This window comes from Yinghuangia soli (assembly GCF_021502675.1).
GTDB lineage: Bacteria > Actinomycetota > Actinomycetes > Streptomycetales > Streptomycetaceae > Yinghuangia > Yinghuangia soli.
Genome location: NZ_JAKFHA010000013.1, coordinates 1 through 17,873, shown reverse-complemented (window position 1 = coordinate 17,873; position 17,873 = coordinate 1). Strand labels below are relative to the sequence as shown.

General features: G+C 70.8%; 13 protein-coding genes. 6 read left to right on the top strand and 7 right to left on the bottom strand.

Annotated elements, in window-relative coordinates:
- Positions 1 to 58: 58 nt before the first annotated feature.
- The 5 genes from LZ495_RS21530 to LZ495_RS21510 form a co-directional block, all read right to left on the bottom strand.
- Positions 59 to 1,171, bottom strand: a complete 1,113-nt coding sequence (locus LZ495_RS21530) for a BMP family lipoprotein (RefSeq protein ID WP_235054255.1) — start codon at positions 1,169 to 1,171, stop codon at positions 59 to 61.
- A 345-nt stretch (positions 1,172 to 1,516) separates the two neighbouring features.
- Complete coding sequence (locus LZ495_RS21525; protein WP_372498617.1) at positions 1,517 to 2,746, bottom strand: amidohydrolase; 1,230 nt, start codon at positions 2,744 to 2,746, stop codon at positions 1,517 to 1,519.
- A gap of 274 nt (positions 2,747 to 3,020) precedes the next feature.
- The gene (meaB, locus tag LZ495_RS21520) at positions 3,021 to 4,013 is read right to left on the bottom strand and encodes a methylmalonyl Co-A mutase-associated GTPase MeaB (RefSeq protein ID WP_235054253.1); all 993 of its coding nucleotides are present in this window, start codon (positions 4,011 to 4,013) and stop codon (positions 3,021 to 3,023) included.
- Between the two features lies 1 nt (position 4,014).
- Positions 4,015 to 6,228: a methylmalonyl-CoA mutase gene (gene scpA / locus LZ495_RS21515; protein WP_235054251.1), complete on the bottom strand. Its 2,214-nt coding sequence runs from the start codon at positions 6,226 to 6,228 to the stop codon at positions 4,015 to 4,017.
- The gene (locus LZ495_RS21510) at positions 6,225 to 8,129 is read right to left on the bottom strand and encodes a methylmalonyl-CoA mutase subunit beta (RefSeq protein WP_235054249.1); all 1,905 of its coding nucleotides are present in this window, start codon (positions 8,127 to 8,129) and stop codon (positions 6,225 to 6,227) included. Before LZ495_RS21510 ends, scpA begins: the two co-directional genes overlap by 4 nt.
- A 338-nt stretch (positions 8,130 to 8,467) precedes the next feature.
- On the opposite strand from LZ495_RS21510, the gene sdhC reads away from it, so the two are divergent.
- The 6 genes from sdhC to LZ495_RS21480 all read left to right on the top strand — a co-directional run bounded on the left by sdhC (position 8,468) and on the right by LZ495_RS21480 (position 15,684).
- Entirely contained in the window at positions 8,468 to 8,848 is a 381-nt protein-coding gene (gene sdhC / locus LZ495_RS21505) for a succinate dehydrogenase, cytochrome b556 subunit (RefSeq protein ID WP_308268492.1), read from the top strand.
- 5 nt (positions 8,849 to 8,853) lie between these two features.
- Positions 8,854 to 9,297, top strand: coding sequence for a succinate dehydrogenase hydrophobic membrane anchor subunit (locus LZ495_RS21500; protein ID WP_235054248.1), 444 nt, complete (start codon positions 8,854 to 8,856; stop codon positions 9,295 to 9,297).
- 82 nt (positions 9,298 to 9,379) lie between these two features.
- Positions 9,380 to 11,137, top strand: coding sequence for a succinate dehydrogenase flavoprotein subunit (gene sdhA, locus LZ495_RS21495; protein ID WP_235054247.1), 1,758 nt, complete (start codon positions 9,380 to 9,382; stop codon positions 11,135 to 11,137).
- Positions 11,137 to 11,931 carry a succinate dehydrogenase iron-sulfur subunit gene (locus LZ495_RS21490; RefSeq protein ID WP_235054245.1) on the top strand — a complete coding sequence of 265 codons (795 nt, stop codon included), beginning with the start codon at positions 11,137 to 11,139 and terminating at the stop codon, positions 11,929 to 11,931. Before sdhA ends, LZ495_RS21490 begins: the two co-directional genes overlap by 1 nt.
- Before the next feature lie 175 nt (positions 11,932 to 12,106).
- Complete coding sequence (locus LZ495_RS21485) at positions 12,107 to 13,747, top strand: amidohydrolase (protein ID WP_235054243.1); 1,641 nt, start codon at positions 12,107 to 12,109, stop codon at positions 13,745 to 13,747.
- 95 nt (positions 13,748 to 13,842) lie between these two features.
- Positions 13,843 to 15,684, top strand: coding sequence for an MFS transporter (locus LZ495_RS21480; RefSeq protein WP_268823161.1), 1,842 nt, complete (start codon positions 13,843 to 13,845; stop codon positions 15,682 to 15,684).
- A gap of 9 nt (positions 15,685 to 15,693) precedes the next feature.
- Here LZ495_RS21480 and LZ495_RS21475 read toward each other — a convergent pair whose 3' ends face one another.
- Together LZ495_RS21475 and LZ495_RS21470 are read right to left on the bottom strand one after the other, a co-directional pair.
- Positions 15,694 to 16,794 (bottom strand): nucleoside triphosphate pyrophosphohydrolase, encoded by a 1,101-nt coding sequence (locus LZ495_RS21475; protein WP_235054242.1) that lies wholly within the window; start codon positions 16,792 to 16,794, stop codon positions 15,694 to 15,696.
- A gap of 67 nt (positions 16,795 to 16,861) precedes the next feature.
- Entirely contained in the window at positions 16,862 to 17,482 is a 621-nt protein-coding gene (locus LZ495_RS21470) for a SurA N-terminal domain-containing protein (RefSeq protein WP_235054223.1), read from the bottom strand.
- Between the last annotated feature and the right edge of the window lie 391 nt (positions 17,483 to 17,873).

The following is a 17,873-nucleotide window of genomic DNA, read 5'->3' as shown; positions in this document are numbered from 1 at the left end:
CGGGCCGCGGCAACGGCGGATGCCGCGGACGCAGTCGTCCGCGGCATCCGGTGTCGGATCAGCCCTTCGGGGCCGCCGCCGACTCGACCTTGATGGTGCCGGCCACGATGTCCGACTTGATCTTGGCGAGCTCGGCCTTGGTCTCGGCCGAGACCTTGGAGTCGAAGTCGTGGAACGGAGCCAGGCCCACGCCGTCGTTCGCGAGGGTGCCCAGGTACGGCTTGGTCGTGTACTTGTTCTCGGAGGCTTCCTTCAGCGACAGGAAGACCGACTCGGTCATCGCCTTGGTGACCGTCGAGAGCATGACCTCCTTGTAGTTGGCCGCGCTCTCGTAGCCGTCGGTGTCGACCCAGACGATGACGGCCTTGCCGGACTCCTTGGCCTCGGCCGCGGCACCCAGGCCGGTCGCGCCGGCGACCGGGTGGATGACGTCCGCACCCTGCGCGATGAAGTCCTTCGCGATGCGCTGGCCGTCCGCCTGCGAGTCGAACTTGCCCGCGATGGAGCCCTCCTGCTTGGCGACATCCCAGCCGAGGACCTGCACGGACTTGTTCTTCTGCTTGTTGTAGTAGTTGACGCCCTCGACGAAGCCGTCCATGTAGATCGTGACCGGCGGGATCTTCATGCCGCCGAAGGTCGCGACCTTGCCGCTCTTGGACTGCGACGCAGCGAGGTAGCCGCCCATGAACGCGGCCTGCGCGGTGTTGTACTCGAGGCCCTTGATGTTCGGCTCGACGCTCGAGGAGTCGACGATGATGAACTTCTGGTTCGGGTTCTTCTTCGCGGCCTCGCCGGTCGCCTTGGCCATCAGGCCGCCGACCGACACGATGACGTCGCACTTGTCCGCGACAAGGCTGTCGATGTTCGGCACGTAGTCGTTCTCCGTCTTGGAGTCGACCTTCTTGATCTGCATGCCGAGCTCTTTGTTGGCCTTGTTGAAGCCGGCCCACGCGGCAGCGTTGAACGAACGGTCGTCGACACCGCCCTGGTCGGTGACCATGCAGCCCTTGAAGTTCGCGGCGTTGGTGGCGCCCGCGCCACCCGTCGCGGTCGAGCCGGCGCTCGGCTGCGAGCCCTTGTCGTCGTCCTTCGGCTTGCTACCGCAAGCAGTGGCGGTCAGGGCGAGAGCCCCGCTGACCGCGATCACAGCGACCTTGGATACCCGGCGCACGGGGTGTCTCCTTCCGATGCGCGCCACGTGGCGCGAAATCAGCGAATCAAGCGGTACGACGTACGGTGCCGAAGAGCTGACGTACGGCGTTCAACGCGGGTAGAATCCGGCGTGTACGCGCGTAGACACCGAACCGCCGCCGAGCATACATACAAAATCAATATCTCTGACATACAGGTCGGATCACCACTTGGACACGATCTGCTGAGCCGACCGGGTGACGCGTACCGCACAGTAGGCGACGTCTTACCGCTCCACGGTTTCCCACTGTTGCGCTCCGGTAAAAGCCAGGCCCCGCACCTCTCGGTACGGGGCCTGATTCGTGTCCGGGTCGTTATCGACCGGCTACCGGGGAGCTCTCGTGGCAAGTCCGGCGAACAGCCGCACACCGACCCCGATCGCGCGCTCGTCCGCATCGAACCGGCCCTGGTGCAGGTCGTACGGCGCCTCCCCCGGAGCCCGCACGCCCAACCGGGTGAGCTGGCCCGGGACATCCTCCAGATACCACGAGAAGTCCTCGCCGCCCAGGCTCTGCCCGGTCGTCTCGATCGCGTCCGCGCCGAGGAACCCGGCGGCCACCCCGCGCGCCGCGGCGACCGCCCCGGCTTCGTTCACCACCGGCGGCACGCCGCGGTGGTGCTCCAGCTCCCACTTCGCGCCGTAGGTCGAGGCGATCGCGTCGATCAGCTCCTGCAGCAGGTCCGGCGCCTGCCGCCAGGCCTCCAGGTCCAGGCAGCGCAGCGTGCCGTCCAGTTCGCCGCGCTGCGGGATGACGTTGGGTGCGGATCCGGCCGCGATGCGGCCCCACACGATGCTGACCCCGGACCGCGGGTCGATGCGCCGGGCCAGCGCGGCGGGCAGCTCGCCGGCCATCTTCGCCAGCGCGGTGACCAGGTCGGTGGACTGGTGCGGGCGGGCGGTGTGCCCGCCCGGGCCGCCGAGCGTGACGATCAGCCGGTCGCACGCGGAGGTGATGGCCCCGACCCGCAGCGCCACGCGCCCGACCTCGACGCCCGGGTCGCAGTGCACCGCGTGGATCTCCTCGACGCCGTCCAGGCCGCCGGCCTTGATGACGTCGAGGGCGCCGCCGGGCAACTTCTCCTCGGCGGGCTGGAAGATCAGCCGGACCGGCCGCGGCAGCCTGCCCTCGCGGGCCAGGTCGGCGAGCACCAGGCCGGCCCCGAGCGTGACCGCGGTGTGCAGGTCGTGGCCGCACGCGTGCGCGGCGCCGGGGACCTGGGAGCGGTACGCCACGTCCTTCTGGTCCTCGACCGGCAGCGCGTCGATGTCGCCGCGGAACGCGATGGTCCCGCGGCCGTCGCCGCTGCCGCGCGCCGGGAGGATGTCGCACACCACTCCGGTGCCGGGCAGCAGACGGGGCGTCAGACCGGCCTTGACCAGGCGGTCGTGAATGAGCTTGGTGGTGCGGAACTCCTCCCGGCCCAACTCGGGATGCATGTGCAGATCGCGGCGGAAGGCCACGAGTTCGTCGCCGTATGCGGCGACGCGGGAGGCCAGGACGGAGGGCGGGACCGAAGCCCCGCTCCCGGAGCCTTCGGGCTGGGATGCGCTCACCCCGACAAGGGTACGTTGCCTCAATGCCCCCGGCGTGGTAGAGAGCGAATTACCCCCGTTAGGGTGAGAAAAAGTGCTCTCCGAGCCGCATGTTCCAGGGCCGGTGGGGGTATGACGGTACGTCCACTTGGGCGACTGGTTGTCGTGAGAAGACATGGGCTGTCCCTGCCCAGTCTTTCGCCCACCAACTGTCAACAACTGCCGAGCTGCCGGTGAGGTCACCCCCGAACGCGAAACCGCCCCCGGCGAAGCGACGGGGGCGGGTTCCGGAGAGTCAGGCGTTGCGGTCCCGGAAGGCGTCCAGGATGCGGGCCGCGGCCAGGGTCGCGGTGATCTCGCCGTCCCTGACCTGGCGTTCCAGGTCCGGGACAAGGGCCTTGACCTGGGGTGCGGCGTGCAGTTCGGCGCGCAGCGCGTCGTGGACCGCGGCCCAGGTCCAGTCGACCTGCTGGCGGCGCCGCAGTTCGGCGAGCAGCCCGGCGTTCTCCAGCGTCTCGCGGTGCTTGACCACGGTGTCCCACAGCTCGTCCAGCCCGAGGCCGGTGAGGCCCGAGCAGGTCAGCACCGGGGTGTACCAGGGCTCGCCGGGGCGGCGCATGAGCCGCAGTGCGCCCTGGAGTTCGCGGGCCGCCATCTTCGCGGCCGCCGCGTAGTCGCCGTCCGCCTTGTTGACCGCGACGATGTCGGCCATTTCCAGGACGCCCTTCTTGATGCCCTGGAGCTGGTCGCCGGTGCGCGCGAGGGTCAGGAAGAGGAAGCAGTCGACCATGTTGGCGACGGTCACCTCGGACTGCCCGACACCGACCGTCTCGACGAGGACGACGTCGTAGCCGGCCGCCTCCATGAGCACGATCGACTCGCGCGTGGCGCGCGCGACGCCGCCGAGGGTGCCCGCGGTCGGGGACGGCCGCACGAAGGCCGCCGGGTCGACGGCGAGCTGCCCCATGCGCGTCTTGTCGCCGAGGATGCTGCCGCCGGTCCGCGTCGAGGACGGGTCGACGGCGAGCACCGCCACGCGGTGCCCGGCACCGGTCAGCTTGGTGCCGAGCGCCTCGATGAAGGTGGACTTGCCGACCCCGGGCACGCCGGTGATGCCGACCCGGTGCGCGCCGCCCGCGTGCGGCAGGAGCTTGACCAGCAACTCCTGGGCCAGGTCCCGGTGGTCGGCCCGGGTGGACTCCACCAGGGTGACCGCGCGGGCCAGGATGGTGCGGTTGCCGGCCAGCACGCCTTCCGCGTACTGGCCGACATCGATCACCCGCGGCATGTCAGGCCGGAAGCTCGTGGCCGAGCTGGCCGTACAGTCGCTTCAGCAGGTCGACCGCGGCGTCCGAGACGACGGTGCCGGGCGGGAAGACCGCGGCGGCGCCCATGTCGAGCAGCGGCTGGACGTCGGACGGCGGGATGACGCCGCCGACCACGACCATGATCTCGCCCGCGTCGAGCTTGGCCAGCTCTTCGCGCAGGGCCGGCACCAGGGTCAGGTGGCCGGCCGCGAGGGAGGAGACGCCGACCACGTGGACGTCGGCTTCGACGGCCTGGCGGGCGACCTCCTCCGGGGTCTGGAACAGCGCGCCCACGTCGACGTCGAAGCCGAGGTCGGCAAAGGCCGTGGAGATGACCTTCTGGCCGCGGTCGTGGCCGTCCTGGCCCATCTTGGCGACCAGGATGCGCGGGCGGCGGCCCTCGGCCTCCTCGAAGGCCTCGACGAGCGTGCGGACCTGCTCGACGTTGCCCGTGGCACCCACCTCCTCGCGGTACACGCCGGTGAGCGTGCGAATCGTCGCCTGGTGCCGACCGTACGCCTTCTCCAGCGCGTCGGAGATCTCCCCGACGGTGGCCTTGGCGCGCGCCGCGTCGACGGCGAGCTTGAGGAGGTTGTGCTCCAGGTCGTTCGGGCGCTCGCCGGCCAGGTCGGCCTCGGCGGCGCCGGCCAGCGCGGCGAGCGCGCGGGCCACCTCGGCGGAGTCGCGCTCTGCGCGCAGGCGTTCGAGCTTGGCGATCTGGTCGGCGCGGACCTGCGCGTTGTCGACCTTGAGGACGTCGATCGGCTGGTCGTTGTCGACCAGGTACTTGTTGACGCCGATCAGCGGCTGGCGGCCCGAGTCGATGCGGGCCTGGGTGCGGGCCGCGGCCTCTTCGATGCGCAGCTTGGGGATGCCCGCGTCGATCGCGGCGGCCATGCCGCCGGCCTTCTCGATCTCCGCGAGGTGCTCGCGGGCGCGCATCGCCAGGTCGTACGTGAGGCGTTCGACGTACGCGCTGCCGCCCCACGGGTCGATCACGTTGCAGGTGCCCGACTCCTGCTGCAGCAGCAGCTGGGTGTTGCGCGCGATGCGCGCGGAGAAGTCGGTGGGCAGCGCGAGCGCCTCGTCGAGGGCGTTGGTGTGCAGCGACTGGGTGTGGCCCTGCGTGGAGGCCATCGCCTCGATGCAGGTGCGCACCACGTTGTTGAAGACGTCCTGCGCGGTCAGCGACCAGCCGGAGGTCTGCGAGTGGGTGCGCAGCGACAGCGACTTGGGGTTCTTGGCGCCGACCGACTGGACCAGGTCCGCCCAGATGAGGCGGGCCGCGCGCATCTTGGCGATCTCCATGAAGAAGTTCATGCCGATGGCCCAGAAGAAGGACAGCCGCGGGGCGAACGCGTCGACGTCCATGCCCGCGTCCATGCCGGCCTTGAGGTACTCCAGGCCGTCCGCGAGGGTGTACGCCAGCTCCAGGTCGGCCGTGGCCCCGGCTTCCTGGATGTGGTAGCCGGAGATGGAGATCGAGTTGAACTTCGGCATCTTCTGCGAGGTGTACGCGAAGATGTCGGAGATGATCCGCATCGAGGGCTTGGGCGGGTAGATGTAGGTGTTCCGGACCATGAACTCCTTGAGGATGTCGTTCTGGATGGTCCCCGCGAGCTGTTCCGGCTTCACCCCCTGCTCCTCCGCCGCGACGATGTAGAGCGCGAGGATCGGCAGCACCGCGCCGTTCATCGTCATCGACACCGACATCTGGTCGAGCGGGATCCCGTCGAACAGCTGCCGCATGTCGTAGATCGAGTCGATCGCCACGCCGGCCATGCCGACGTCGCCCGCGACGCGCGGGTGGTCGGAGTCGTAGCCGCGGTGGGTGGCCAGGTCGAAGGCGATCGACAGGCCCTTCTGGCCGGCCGCGAGGTTGCGGCGGTAGAAGGCGTTGGACGCCTCGGCGGTGGAGAAGCCCGCGTACTGGCGGATGGTCCACGGCTGGTTGACGTACATCGTCGGGTACGGGCCGCGCAGGTACGGCGTGATGCCCGGGTAGGTGCCGAGGAAGTCCAGGCCCTCGGTGTCCTTCCCGGTGTACAGCGCCTTGACCGGGATGCCCTCGGGGGTGTCCCGGGCCAGTTCGGCGGCGTCCTTGCCGGTCGCCTGCGCGACGGCGGCGACCCAGGCCTCGGCGTCGGCGGCCTCGGGCGTGCCGAGGTCGATGCCGGTGAAGTCGGGAATGCTCATCGGTCGGCTCCCGCGATGATCGAGTAAGCCTGGTCCAGCACCTGGAGCGCGTCGCACCCGAGGTACACGTACCCGTCGACGTTGCTCTCAGCCCACTTCTTGGGGGCACCGGCCAGGAAGACGTGGTGCGCGCCTGCGGAGTGAAGCCGGGCGGTGGTCTGCCTGAGCTTCTCGGCGTCCGCGTAGACCTTGTCGCTGGAGGTGATCGCGACGACCTGCGGCGTTCCGGCCGCGCGGTAGGCCGCGACGAGTTCGTCGTCGGTCTCGACCGGGCCGGCCTCGACCGCGTCGATGCCGCCCGCGGCGAACAGGTTGCGGGTGAACTGGGCGCGCGCGGTGTGCTGGGCGACCGGGCCGAGGGTGGCCAGGAAGACCGTCGGGCGCTCGCCCTTCGCGGCGAGGATCGCGTCGGAGCGGTCGCGCAGCGCCTCGTAGCCCTCGGCGTACCGGACGCGCGGCAGGCCGCCGCCTTCCGGTGCGGCCGCGGGCTCGCGGACCACGGGCTCCTCGGTGAGGTTCGGGAACTCGCTGACGCCGGTGAGGGGGTCCGTACGGGTGGCGAGCGCCTTCTCGCGGGCCGCGCGCACCTCGGCGATGCGGTCCGCGACCAGGCCGGAGTCGAGCGCCGCGGCGATGCCGCCGGCGCGCTCGATGTCCTGGAAGAACGCCCAGGCGCTGTGCGCGAGCTCGTCGGTGAGCTTCTCGACGTACCAGGAGCCGCCGGCCGGGTCGATGACCTGGGCGAGGTGCGACTCTTCGAGCAGCAGGGCCTGCGTGTTGCGGGCGATGCGGCGGGCGAAGGCGTCCGGGAGGCCGAGGGCGGCGTCGAACGGGCGTACCGTCACGGCGTCCGCGCCGCCGACGCCGGCCGCGAAGGCGGCGACGGTGGTGCGCAGCATGTTGACCCACGGGTCGCGCCGGGTGGCCATCGACCACGAGGTGACCGCGTGCTGCTTCTGCGCGCCGGACGCGGCGCCCGAGGCCTGCGCGACGCGGGCCCACAGGCGGCGGGCGGCGCGCAGCTTGGCGATGGTGAGGAACTGGTCGGCGGTGGCCGCGAAGCGGAACTCGACCAGGCCGAGGGCGGTGTCGACGTCCAGGCCCGCGGCGGTGAGCGCGCGCAGGTACGCGACGCCGGCCGCGGTGGCGGCGCCCAGCTCCTGGCCCTCGGAGGCGCCCGCCTCGTGGTACGGCTGCGCGTCGACCGCGATGGCCTGCAGGTTCGGGAACTCGGCGTGCGCACGCACCGCGAGGCCGGCAGCGGCGGCGAGGTCCGCACCGGCCTGGGGCGCGCGTCCGGTGCGGGCGTGCACGGCGAGCGGGTCGGCGCCCAGGTTGCCGCGGATCTCGCCGGGCGCGACGTCGCTGCCGCGGAAGACCGCGAGGAGCGCGTCGGCGGCCGGGGCGAAGTCCGCGCCAGGGTCGAGGACCACCGGAGCGAGGTCGAGCAGCACGCCGGTCAGCACGCGGGGCAGTTCGGCCGGGTCGAGGGCGCCCGGGCCGGTCTGCAGGAAGACCGACGAGACGCCGTTCTCCAGGTCGGCGAGCACGGCCTCGGCGGTGCGCGCCGGGTCCGGGTCGGCGTGCAGCTGGCGGACGTCCCAGCCGTCGAGCGCGCTGCCGGCCGCGCGGGCGCCTCGTACGTACGAGGGGAGTCCGGGGACGCCGGCGTCGGGCGAGGCATCGTCGGCCGTATAGAGCGGGGCCAGCCTGATGCCGTCGTAGGTGGTGGTCGCGAGCAGATCCTCAGGGTTCTCGGGTGCGTCGTCCGCACCGATCACCCTCGACTTGCGGAGCACGCCGGCCACCAGGCCCTGCCACTGTTCACGCGTGGGCTGCGGGAACTGCGAAGCAAAGGTGGAGCCGGTAGACGTGCCGCCGTCGACAGTAGCCTCCGTCATGTGAACGCATCGTAGGGACAGTGCCGGAAGATCGATACACGGCCTCGGTGTGACATCCGTCCCCAAGTCACTTGACCGGAGCAAGGAATACGCGCGGTCCGCGGCGCCCCGGCTTTTGGTGACGCTCCGTCACTTCGGGTCGCGGGGAACGATCCTGGACGTCCCGTGTCACCCGTTTGGTTCCCGTGCGGGTGCGGAATCGATCACATCGCGCGCCCCCGGGCCGGAGCCGGGAGATTAGGTGGCTAACATGGCCGGGGCCGGAGGAAGGGTCCCGGCCGGGCCGACCGACGGCTTGCCGGCCGAGCCCCGTCTACCGCATCCGGAGGGTAGTTTCCGTGCCGGCTGGAACGCTCTACCGCGGCCGGGAAGGCATGTGGTCCTGGGTGGCTCATCGAGTCACCGGAGTCCTCATCTTCTTCTTCCTGTTCGCCCACGTCATCGACACCGCTCTCGTGCGGGTCTCCCCCGAGGCCTACGACGAGACGATCGAGATCTACAAGAACCCGATCGTCAGCGTCATGGAGTACGGCCTCGTGGCGGCCATCCTCTTCCACGCGCTCAACGGCCTGCGCATCGTCGCGGTCGACTTCTGGGAGAAGGGCCCGCGCTACCAGAAGCAGATGTTCTGGATCGTCATGGGCATCTGGGTGGTCCTCATGGCGGGTGCCGCGTACCCGATCCTGAACCACGCGTTCCGCGAAGTCTTCGGGAGCTGAACGACATGGCTTTGATCGAGAACGCTCCCAAGATCACCGGCGGCGGCCCGGCCCTCGAGGCCCCGCGGTCGAAGCGCTCGCCGCGCTCCACGAAGACCAACTTCGAGCTGTACGCCTGGCTGTTCATGCGGCTGTCCGGCATCCTGCTGGTCGTCCTGGTCATCGGCCACCTGATCATCCAGCTGATCATCGACGGCGGCGTGACCCGGATCGGCTTCGCGTTCGTCGCGGGCCGCTGGGCCAACCCGTTCTGGATGACCTGGGACCTGGTCATGCTGTGGCTCGCCGAGCTGCACGGCGTCAACGGTCTGCGCACGATCATCAACGACTACGCGGAGCGCGACCAGACCCGCTTCTGGCTCAAGGTGCTGCTCTACACGTCGGCGCTGATCGTGCTCTTCACGGGCACCCTGGTGATCTTCACCTTCGACCCGAACATCGGCCAGTAGCCGGCCGACGGACCGCACTCGAACGCACCCGAACGCGTGCCTCATGAGGTCGCGGAGATCGGTACCAGAGGACATACAGGTCATGCAGATCCACAAGTACGACACCGTCATCGTCGGCGCGGGCGGCGCCGGCATGCGTGCCGCCCTCGAGGCGAGCAAGAACAGCCGGACGGCCGTTCTCACCAAGCTGTACCCGACCCGCTCCCACACCGGCGCCGCCCAGGGCGGCATGTGCGCCGCCCTCGCGAACGTCGAGGAGGACAACTGGGAGTGGCACACCTTCGACACGGTCAAGGGCGGTGACTACCTCACCGACCAGGACGCCGCCGAGATCATGTGCAAGGAGGCGATCGACGCGGTCCTGGACCTGGAGAAGATGGGCCTCCCCTTCTCCCGGACCCCCGAGGGCCGCATCGACCAGCGCCGCTTCGGCGGGCACACGCGCGACCACGGCAAGGCCGCGGTCCGCCGGTCCTGCTACGCCGCGGACCGCACCGGCCACATGATCCTGCAGACGCTGTTCCAGAACTGCGTCAAGCAGAACGTCGAGTTCTTCAACGAGTTCTACGTGCTCGACCTGCTGCTGGTCGACGACGAGGACGGCAACAAGACCACCTCCGGCGTGGTCGCCTACGAGCTCGCGTCCGGCGAGGTGCACGTCTTCCAGGCGAAGGCGGTCATCTTTGCGACCGGCGGCTTCGGCAAGGTCTTCAAGACCACCTCCAACGCGCACACCCTGACCGGCGACGGCATGGGCATCGCGTGGCGCCGCGGCCTGCCGCTGGAGGACATGGAGTTCTACCAGTTCCACCCGACCGGCCTCGCGGGCCTGGGCATCCTCCTCACCGAGGGCGCCCGCGGCGAGGGCGGCATCCTGCGCAACGCCGACGGCGAGCGCTTCATGGAGCGGTACGCGCCGACCATCAAGGACCTCGCGCCCCGCGACATCGTGGCGCGCTCCATGGTCCTGGAGGTCCTCGAAGGCCGCGGTGCGGGCCCGAACAAGGACTACGTCTACCTCGACCTCACCCACCTGCCGGCCGAGCAGATCGAGGAAAAGCTCCCGGACATCACCGAGTTCGCGCGCACCTACCTGGGCGTCGAGCCGACCACCGAGCTGGTCCCGGTGTACCCCACCGCGCACTACGCGATGGGCGGCATCCCGACCAACGTCGAGGCCGAGGTGCTGTCCGACAACGAGACCGTGGTCCCCGGCCTGTACGCCGCGGGCGAGGTCGCGTGCGTTTCGGTGCACGGCTCCAACCGGCTGGGCACCAACTCGCTGCTCGACATCAACGTCTTCGGCCGCCGCGCGGGCATCGCCGCCGCGAAGTACGCGGCGACCGCGGACTTCGTCGAGCTGCCGGAGAACCCGGCCGCGGACGTCGTCGCCCTGCTGGAGCGCCTGCGCGACAGCGACGGCACCGAGCGGGTCGCCGCGATCCGCGCCGAGATGCAGGAGACGATGGACGCCAACGCCGGCGTCTACCGCACCGAGGAGACCCTCAAGCAGGCCGCCGCGGACATCAAGGCCCTGCAGAAGCGCTACGCGAACGTCTCCATCCAGGACAAGGGCAAGCGGTTCAACACCGACCTGCTCGAGGCCGTCGAGCTGGGCTTCCTGCTCGACCTCGCCGAGGTCCTGGTGGCCGGCGCGCAGAACCGCAAGGAGTCGCGCGGCGGCCACGCCCGCGAGGACTACCAGGCGCGCGACGACGCGAACTACATGAAGCACACGATGGCGTACCGCGAGGTCGACGCGAACGGCGACGTCTCGATCCGGCTGGACTGGAAGCCGGTCGTCGTCACCCGCTACCAGCCGATGGAGCGTAAGTACTGATGACTGCCGTTATCGAAGAGGCGGCCTCGGGCCCGGCTCCGGCCCAGAAGCCGGCCCGCGACCACACGCCGATCGTTATCACCCTGCGGATCCGCCGCTTCCTCCCCGACCTGGTCGGCCCGAACGGCGAGCCGCCGGTGCCGTTCTGGCAGGACTTCCAGGTCGAGGCGGACCCGACCGAGCGCATCCTCACCGCGATGCTCAAGGTCAAGGGCGAGCAGGACGGTTCGCTGACGTTCCGCCGGTCGTGCGCGCACGGCATCTGCGGCTCCGACGCGATGCGCATCAACGGGCGCAACCGCCTGGCCTGCAAGACGCTGGTCAAGGACCTCGACGTCACCAAGCCGATCACCATCGAGGCGATCAAGGGCCTGGAGGTCGAGAAGGACCTCGTCGTCGACATGGACCCGTTCTTCCAGTCCTTCAAGGACGTGATGCCCTTCCTCATCACGTCCGGCAACGAGCCGACGCGCGAGCGCCTGCAGTCGCCGGAGGACCGCGAGCGGTTCGACGACACCACGAAGTGCATCCTGTGCGCCTGCTGCACGACGTCCTGCCCGGTCTTCTGGACCGACGGCCAGTACTTCGGCCCCGCGGCGATCGTCAACGCGCACCGGTTCATCTTCGACTCGCGCGACGAGGGCGCCGAGCAGCGCCTGGAGATCCTCAACGAGAAGGAAGGCGTGTGGCGCTGCCGCACGACCTTCAACTGCACGGACGCCTGCCCGCGCGGTATCGAGGTCACCAAGGCGATCCAGGAAGTCAAGCGCGCGCTGATCTTCCGCCGCGTCTGACCTCCGGTCCGGGACACCGGACGGGCCATCGCCGACCAGCCATCAGGAGGACAATTCACTCGGCTGGTCCCGGGGCAGCTGCTGTCAGTCTCCGCGGGTCTCCAGCGCCTCACCCTTATCGTCGGCATGGTCCGGCCGGGGCCGGACCGGTGCGAGGTGAAGGGGCGATGAGTCTGTGTCAGGCGAAAGCTGGTTCTTCTACGGGCGGGACGGCTGCATACGTACGAACAGTGCCGCGCACGGCGACACGTTTGCGTTGCTGGTGCGCGGTGGGGTGGTCGCCGCGCTCGGGGACGAGGCGGTGCGGATGGCTGATGCCGAGCGGCCGGACCGGGTGGTGGATGTCGGGCGCGGGCTGCTGATGCCGGCGTTCGGGGACGGGCATGCGCATCCGATGTTCGGCGGGCTGGAGGCGTTCGGGCCGGCGGTGAAGGACTGCGCGTCGGTGGCGGAGATCGTCGCGGAAGTGGGCGCGTGGGCGGCCGCGAATCCGGGGGCGGAGTGGATCGTCGGGGGGAGTTACGACCCGACGCTGGCGCCCGAAGGGGCTTTCGACGCGCGGTGGTTGGACGAGGCGGTCGCGGACCGGCCGGTGGTGCTGCGGGCGTCGGACTACCACACGGTGTGGTGCAACTCGGAGGCGCTGCGGCGTTCCGGGATCACCGAGGCGACGCCCGATCCGCGGCTCGGGTGGATCGTGCGGCGCGAGGACGGGCGTACGCCGCTGGGGACGTTGCGCGAATGGCATGCGTGCGATCTGGTGCTGGACCGGATCCCCGGGCGCAGTGTCGAGGAGCTGGCCGAGGCGCTGCACATCGCCGGGCGCAAGTACGCGGAGTTCGGCGTGACTTGGGTGCAGGACGCGTGGGTGGAGCCGGACATGGTCGCGCCCTATCTGGCGGCCGAGGCGGCCGGGCTGCTGTGGTTCCGGGCCAATCTGGCGTTCCGGGCCGACCCGGACCGCTGGCGCGACGCGCAGTCGGCGGCGTTCCCGGCCGCGCGGGCGCGGATCGCGGCCGAGTCGGCGGGCCGGGTGACCGCGCACACGGTGAAGTTCTTCGCGGACGGCGTCATCGAGTCGGGTACCGCGGCGATGCTGGAGCCGTACTGCGATGCCCCGCACAGCTGCGGGATGCCGGTGTGGTCGCCGGACGAACTGCGGGAAGCCGTGGTGGCGTTCGATGCGCTGGGCTTCCAGGTGCACATCCATGCGATCGGGGACGCGGGGGTGCGGGCCGCGCTGGATGCGGTGGCGGCGGCGCGCGAGGCGAACCCGGAGTGGGACCGGCGTCCGGTCATCGCACACGTGCAGTTGGTCGACCCGGCGGACCTGGACCGGTTCGCCGAACTCGGCGTGATCGCGAACTTCGAGCCGCTGTGGGCGCAGCTCGACGCCCTGCAGACCGACCTGACGATCCCGCGGCTGGGCGGCGAACGCGCCGCGCTGCAGTACCCGATGGGCGGTCTCGCGGCGCGCGGCACCCGGTTGTCGTTCGGCAGCGACTGGCCGGTGAGCTCGCTGGTGCCGCTGGACGGCATCCAGGTGGCGGTGACCCGGCAGACCGCGGACGGCAAGCCGGATGCGGACGGGTGGACGCCGCACCAGCGGCTGACCGTCGACCAGGCGCTGGACGCGTACACGGCGGGAGTGGCGTACCAGGCCTTCGCCGACGACCGGGCGGCGCTGGTGCCGGGTGCGCCGGCGGACCTGGTGCTGCTGTGGCGCGATCCGCGGGAGTCGGCGCCTGACCTGATCGCGAACATCACGGTGCGCGCGACGTGGCTGGGCGGCGAGAAGACGTACGGGACGCCCTGACCGGACGGCCTGCGCCGGACGGACCCGCCTGCGGCCTCCGCGTTCTTGCTTGCCAGAATCAAGGACGCGGAGGCGACGGCAACCGGGGAGGCAGCATGGCCGACACCATCGGCAAGGCAGTACGCGGCGCCGGGGAGGACGAACCGGAGCAGCCGGGCCCCCGCATCGGCGCACCGGGCGGCCCGCCGGACGGTGACCGGGCGGGCGCGCAGCCGCCCGGGCATCCGCCCGACGCGGCCGGCGCGGCCGGCGCGGCCGCCGGCGAGCAGGGCGAACCGCTGGACCGGCGCCGCTGGATCGCGCTGGCCGTGGTCCTCACGGCCGGCTTCATGGACCTGCTCGACGTCACCATCGTCAACGTCGCCATCCCGGCGATCCAGGGCGAACTCGGCGCGAGCTACGCCTCGATCCAGTGGATCGCGGCCGCGTACGCGCTGACGTTCGCGGTGGTGCTGATCACCGGCGGGCGGCTCGGCGACATCTTCGGCCGCCGCCGGCTGTTCCTCATCGGCATGACCGGCTTCACGGTGGCGTCGCTGCTGTGCGGCATCTCGACCGGTCCCGGCATGCTCATCGGGGCGCGCGCCTTCCAAGGGTTCATGGCGGCGATCATGGTGCCGCAGATCCTCGCGATCGTGCACGTGACCTTCCCGCCGTCCGAGCGCGGCAAGGTGTTCGCGCTGTACGGCGGCATTTCCGGACTCGCCGCGATCAGCGGCCCGCTGGTGGGCGGACTGCTCATCAAGGGCGACGTGTTCGGCTGGGGCTGGCGGCCGATCTTCCTGGTCAACATCCCGGTCGGCATCCTCGGCATCATCGCCACGGTGGTGTACGTGCGCGAGTCGAAGGCCCCGCACGCGCTCAAGCTCGACCTGGTGGGCGTCGGCCTGGTCACCACCGGGCTGCTGATGCTGGTGTACCCGCTGGTGCAGGGCCGCGAGTTGGGCTGGCCGTGGTGGACGTACGCGTCGATGGCCGCCTCGGTCCCGCTGTTCGCGGTCTTCGTCTGGTACGAGGGCGTCAAGACGCGGCGCGACGGGTCACCGCTGGTCGAACTCGGGTTGTTCCGGGCCCGGTCGTTCTCCGCGGGCATGCTGGTGCTGCTGCTGTTCCAGGGCTGCATGGCGGCGTTCTTCCTCACCTGGAGCCTGTACCAGCAGCTCGGCCTCGGCTGGGAGCCGCTGCACGCGGGCCTGGCCGGCGTGCCGTTCACGATCGGCGTCTCGGTGGCGGCGGGCGCCTCGATCCAACTGCTCGTCCCCCGGCTGGGCCGCAAGGTGCTCAGCCTCGGGGCGCTGGTGATGGCGTCCGGGATGCTGGCGTACGCGGTGGTGGTGGACCACTACGGCACCGCGATATCCGCCTGGCACATGGCGGTTCCGCTGTTCGTCGCGGGCGCGGGTATGGGGATGCTGCTGCCGCCGCTGGCCGACACGGTGCTCTCGGGGGTGGCGGAGAAGGACGCCGGATCGGCCTCCGGCGTCCTGAACGCGGTCAACCAGCTCGGCAACGCGGTCGGCATCGCGCTCATCGGCGTGGTGTTCTTCGGCCTGATGACCGCCCAGGCGGGGGCCGCGGCCTCGGCAGCCGAACCGCAGCTGCGCCGCGACCTGGCGGCGGCCGGGGTGCCGGCCCCGTACCAGGACCAGATGGTCACCGGCTTCCGCGACTGCGTGCGCGACCGCGCGGAGGAAGAGGACCCGGCCATCGTGCCCGCCTCGTGCGACGACGCACCGCTGCGAGCCCTGCCGCAGCCGATGCAGGACCAGGTGCGCAAGGCCGTGCAGGACGCGGGCCGCGAGGCAGGCGCCACCGACTTCGCGCGGTCCTTCGAACGCACCCTGTACGGCGTCGCCGGCGGGATGGGCCTGGTCTTCCTGCTGGTTCTGGCCCTGCCCAAGCGCATCGAGCACCACGAGGGCGCACACGTAGGCTGAGCGCGCCGGCTACTCCGCGGTGCCGCGCGCCTCGGCCTCGCGGACCCGGTCGCGGTGGCGCAACGCGGCGGCGCGCAGGGCGGTTTCGGCGTCGATGCCGTGCCGTCCGGCCAGGTCGGTGACGGCCAGCAGGAGCGTTCCGACGGACTCGGCGTCCACCTGCTCGGGCTCGGCGACGGCGCCGGGCACGGGGACGTCGAGTCCGCTGCGCCGGGTGCGCGAGATGATCTTTCCGGCCAGCGACAGCGCGGGCTGGCCGAGCGGGATGCCGTCGACGACCGACTCGCGACTGTCGCCCTTTTCGAGCGCCTTCAGCTCTTCCCAGTTGCGCTCGACATGCTCGGCGGTCTCGGCCACCACATCGCCGAACACGTGCGGGTGACGGTGCATCAGCTTCTCGACGATGCCGCCCGCGACGTCGTCGATCGTGAACGGGTCCTCGGGGTCCTCCTCGGCGACCCGGGCGTGGAACGCCACCTGCAGCAGCACGTCGCCGAGTTCCTCGCGCAGGTGCGCGCGGTCGCCCGAGTCGATCGCGTCGACGAGTTCGTACGCCTCCTCGACCAGGTAGCGGACCAGCGACTCGTGGGTCTGCTTGGCGTCCCACGGGCAGCCGCCGGGCGACCGCAGCCGGTCCATGACGGCCACCAAGTCCAGCAGGCGGGCACCGGGCAGGTCCCACGATCCGGGCACGACCTCGATGCCGGGCAGGTCGCCGGGGCCGGACGCGCCGGTCGCGGCCGCACCGATCGCGGCACCCAGGTCGGGGTCGCCGTCCGAGCCGGCCAGCCACACGACCGGAGCGGTACGCGCGTCCGCGAGCAGCCGCCGGGCCAGCGCCGCGGCGGGCCCGGCCGCGACGACGGTCACCTCGACCCCGGCCTCGCGCACGAACGGCAGTTGCGGATGCGCCGGATCGGCGGTCAGCACCTGCCCGCCGGGCGCCGCGGACGCCGCCCGCAGCACCTGCCAGGCGGGCCAGCTGAGCAGCCCGGGCGCGACGCGGTGCGTCCCGGTCAGCAGGACCAGGCGCGGCTCGGCGCCCTCCGGGCTCCCGGCGGAGTCGGCGGCATCTGCGGCATCTTCGGCAGGAGTCTCTACGTCGCTCACGTGATCACCGTACGGCGTCCGCGATGACCGGCGCCCGCACGACCCCCCGCGGTCCTGCGGTGGTGCGTCAGGCGATGAACTTCGGGGTCAGCCAGGCGTACTGGGTGGGGCTGAGCGCGCCGCCCTCGTCGGTCGGGCTCCAGGAGCTGCCGTAGCGCGGGTTGACGGTGATCTTCAGGGTCGCCGCGGTGTCGCTCAGGATGCGGGTGAGCATGGCGTCGGTCGGCACCTTGCCCTCCTTGGCGGCCTGCTGCAGGACGAGCTTGTCCTGCAGCACTTCGGTGGCCACCAAGCGGTCGAGCTGGTCTCCGGCGATGCCGCTGCGGGCCGCGACGTCGGTCAGCGAGGCGCCGCGGTTCTGCACCGTCCAGACGCGCTTCCAGTCGACGACGTCGGTCGCGGTGGCGGTGATGCCGGCGCGGTCGGCGGCTTCCTTGGTGACGCGTTCCTCGAGCATGTAGGCGAGTTGCGCACGCGTCGCATCCACGCCGGGCACCTGCTGTCCCCCGGCCTTCTCGCGGGTGTCGGCGGCTTGCTCGACACGCGCGTTGAGGCTGGAGATCTCGATCCGGTCGCCGTCCACCACCGCGGCCGCGCCGGACTTGGAGTCCGCGCAGCCGGTGAGGGCGAAGCCGGCGAGCAGCGCGGCGAGGGCGAGCGTGGGGACGGAACGCGACGTGCGACTCACACGAACTCCCGAGGTTCGATGGCGCTGGTACGGCGGCATTGCGTATGACCCATGACCAACGATCAAAGATACGGCCGGGCACGCCGCAATACGCGGAACTTTCCCAAGTTCAGGGCAAGTCGCCGATCCGATTCGCACAATCGGCGCTCAGGTACGCGCACTCTCCGTCGTCATCGACACAAACGCGGCCATAAAGAATGTGAACCAGCCGAGTTCATGGAGACGCGTTGACAATGTTCACAGCCGTGTGTTCTGATTGTGGTGTCAGCGAAACACCTGCTACGACGCTTGGAGAAGTCCCGTATCCCGGGGCAGGAGCGTCCGGCCCGCGGGGGGCGGACCGGACGCGTGGGGGGAATGCACGACGGCGCGGGGGGGGGGCGGGGGCGCG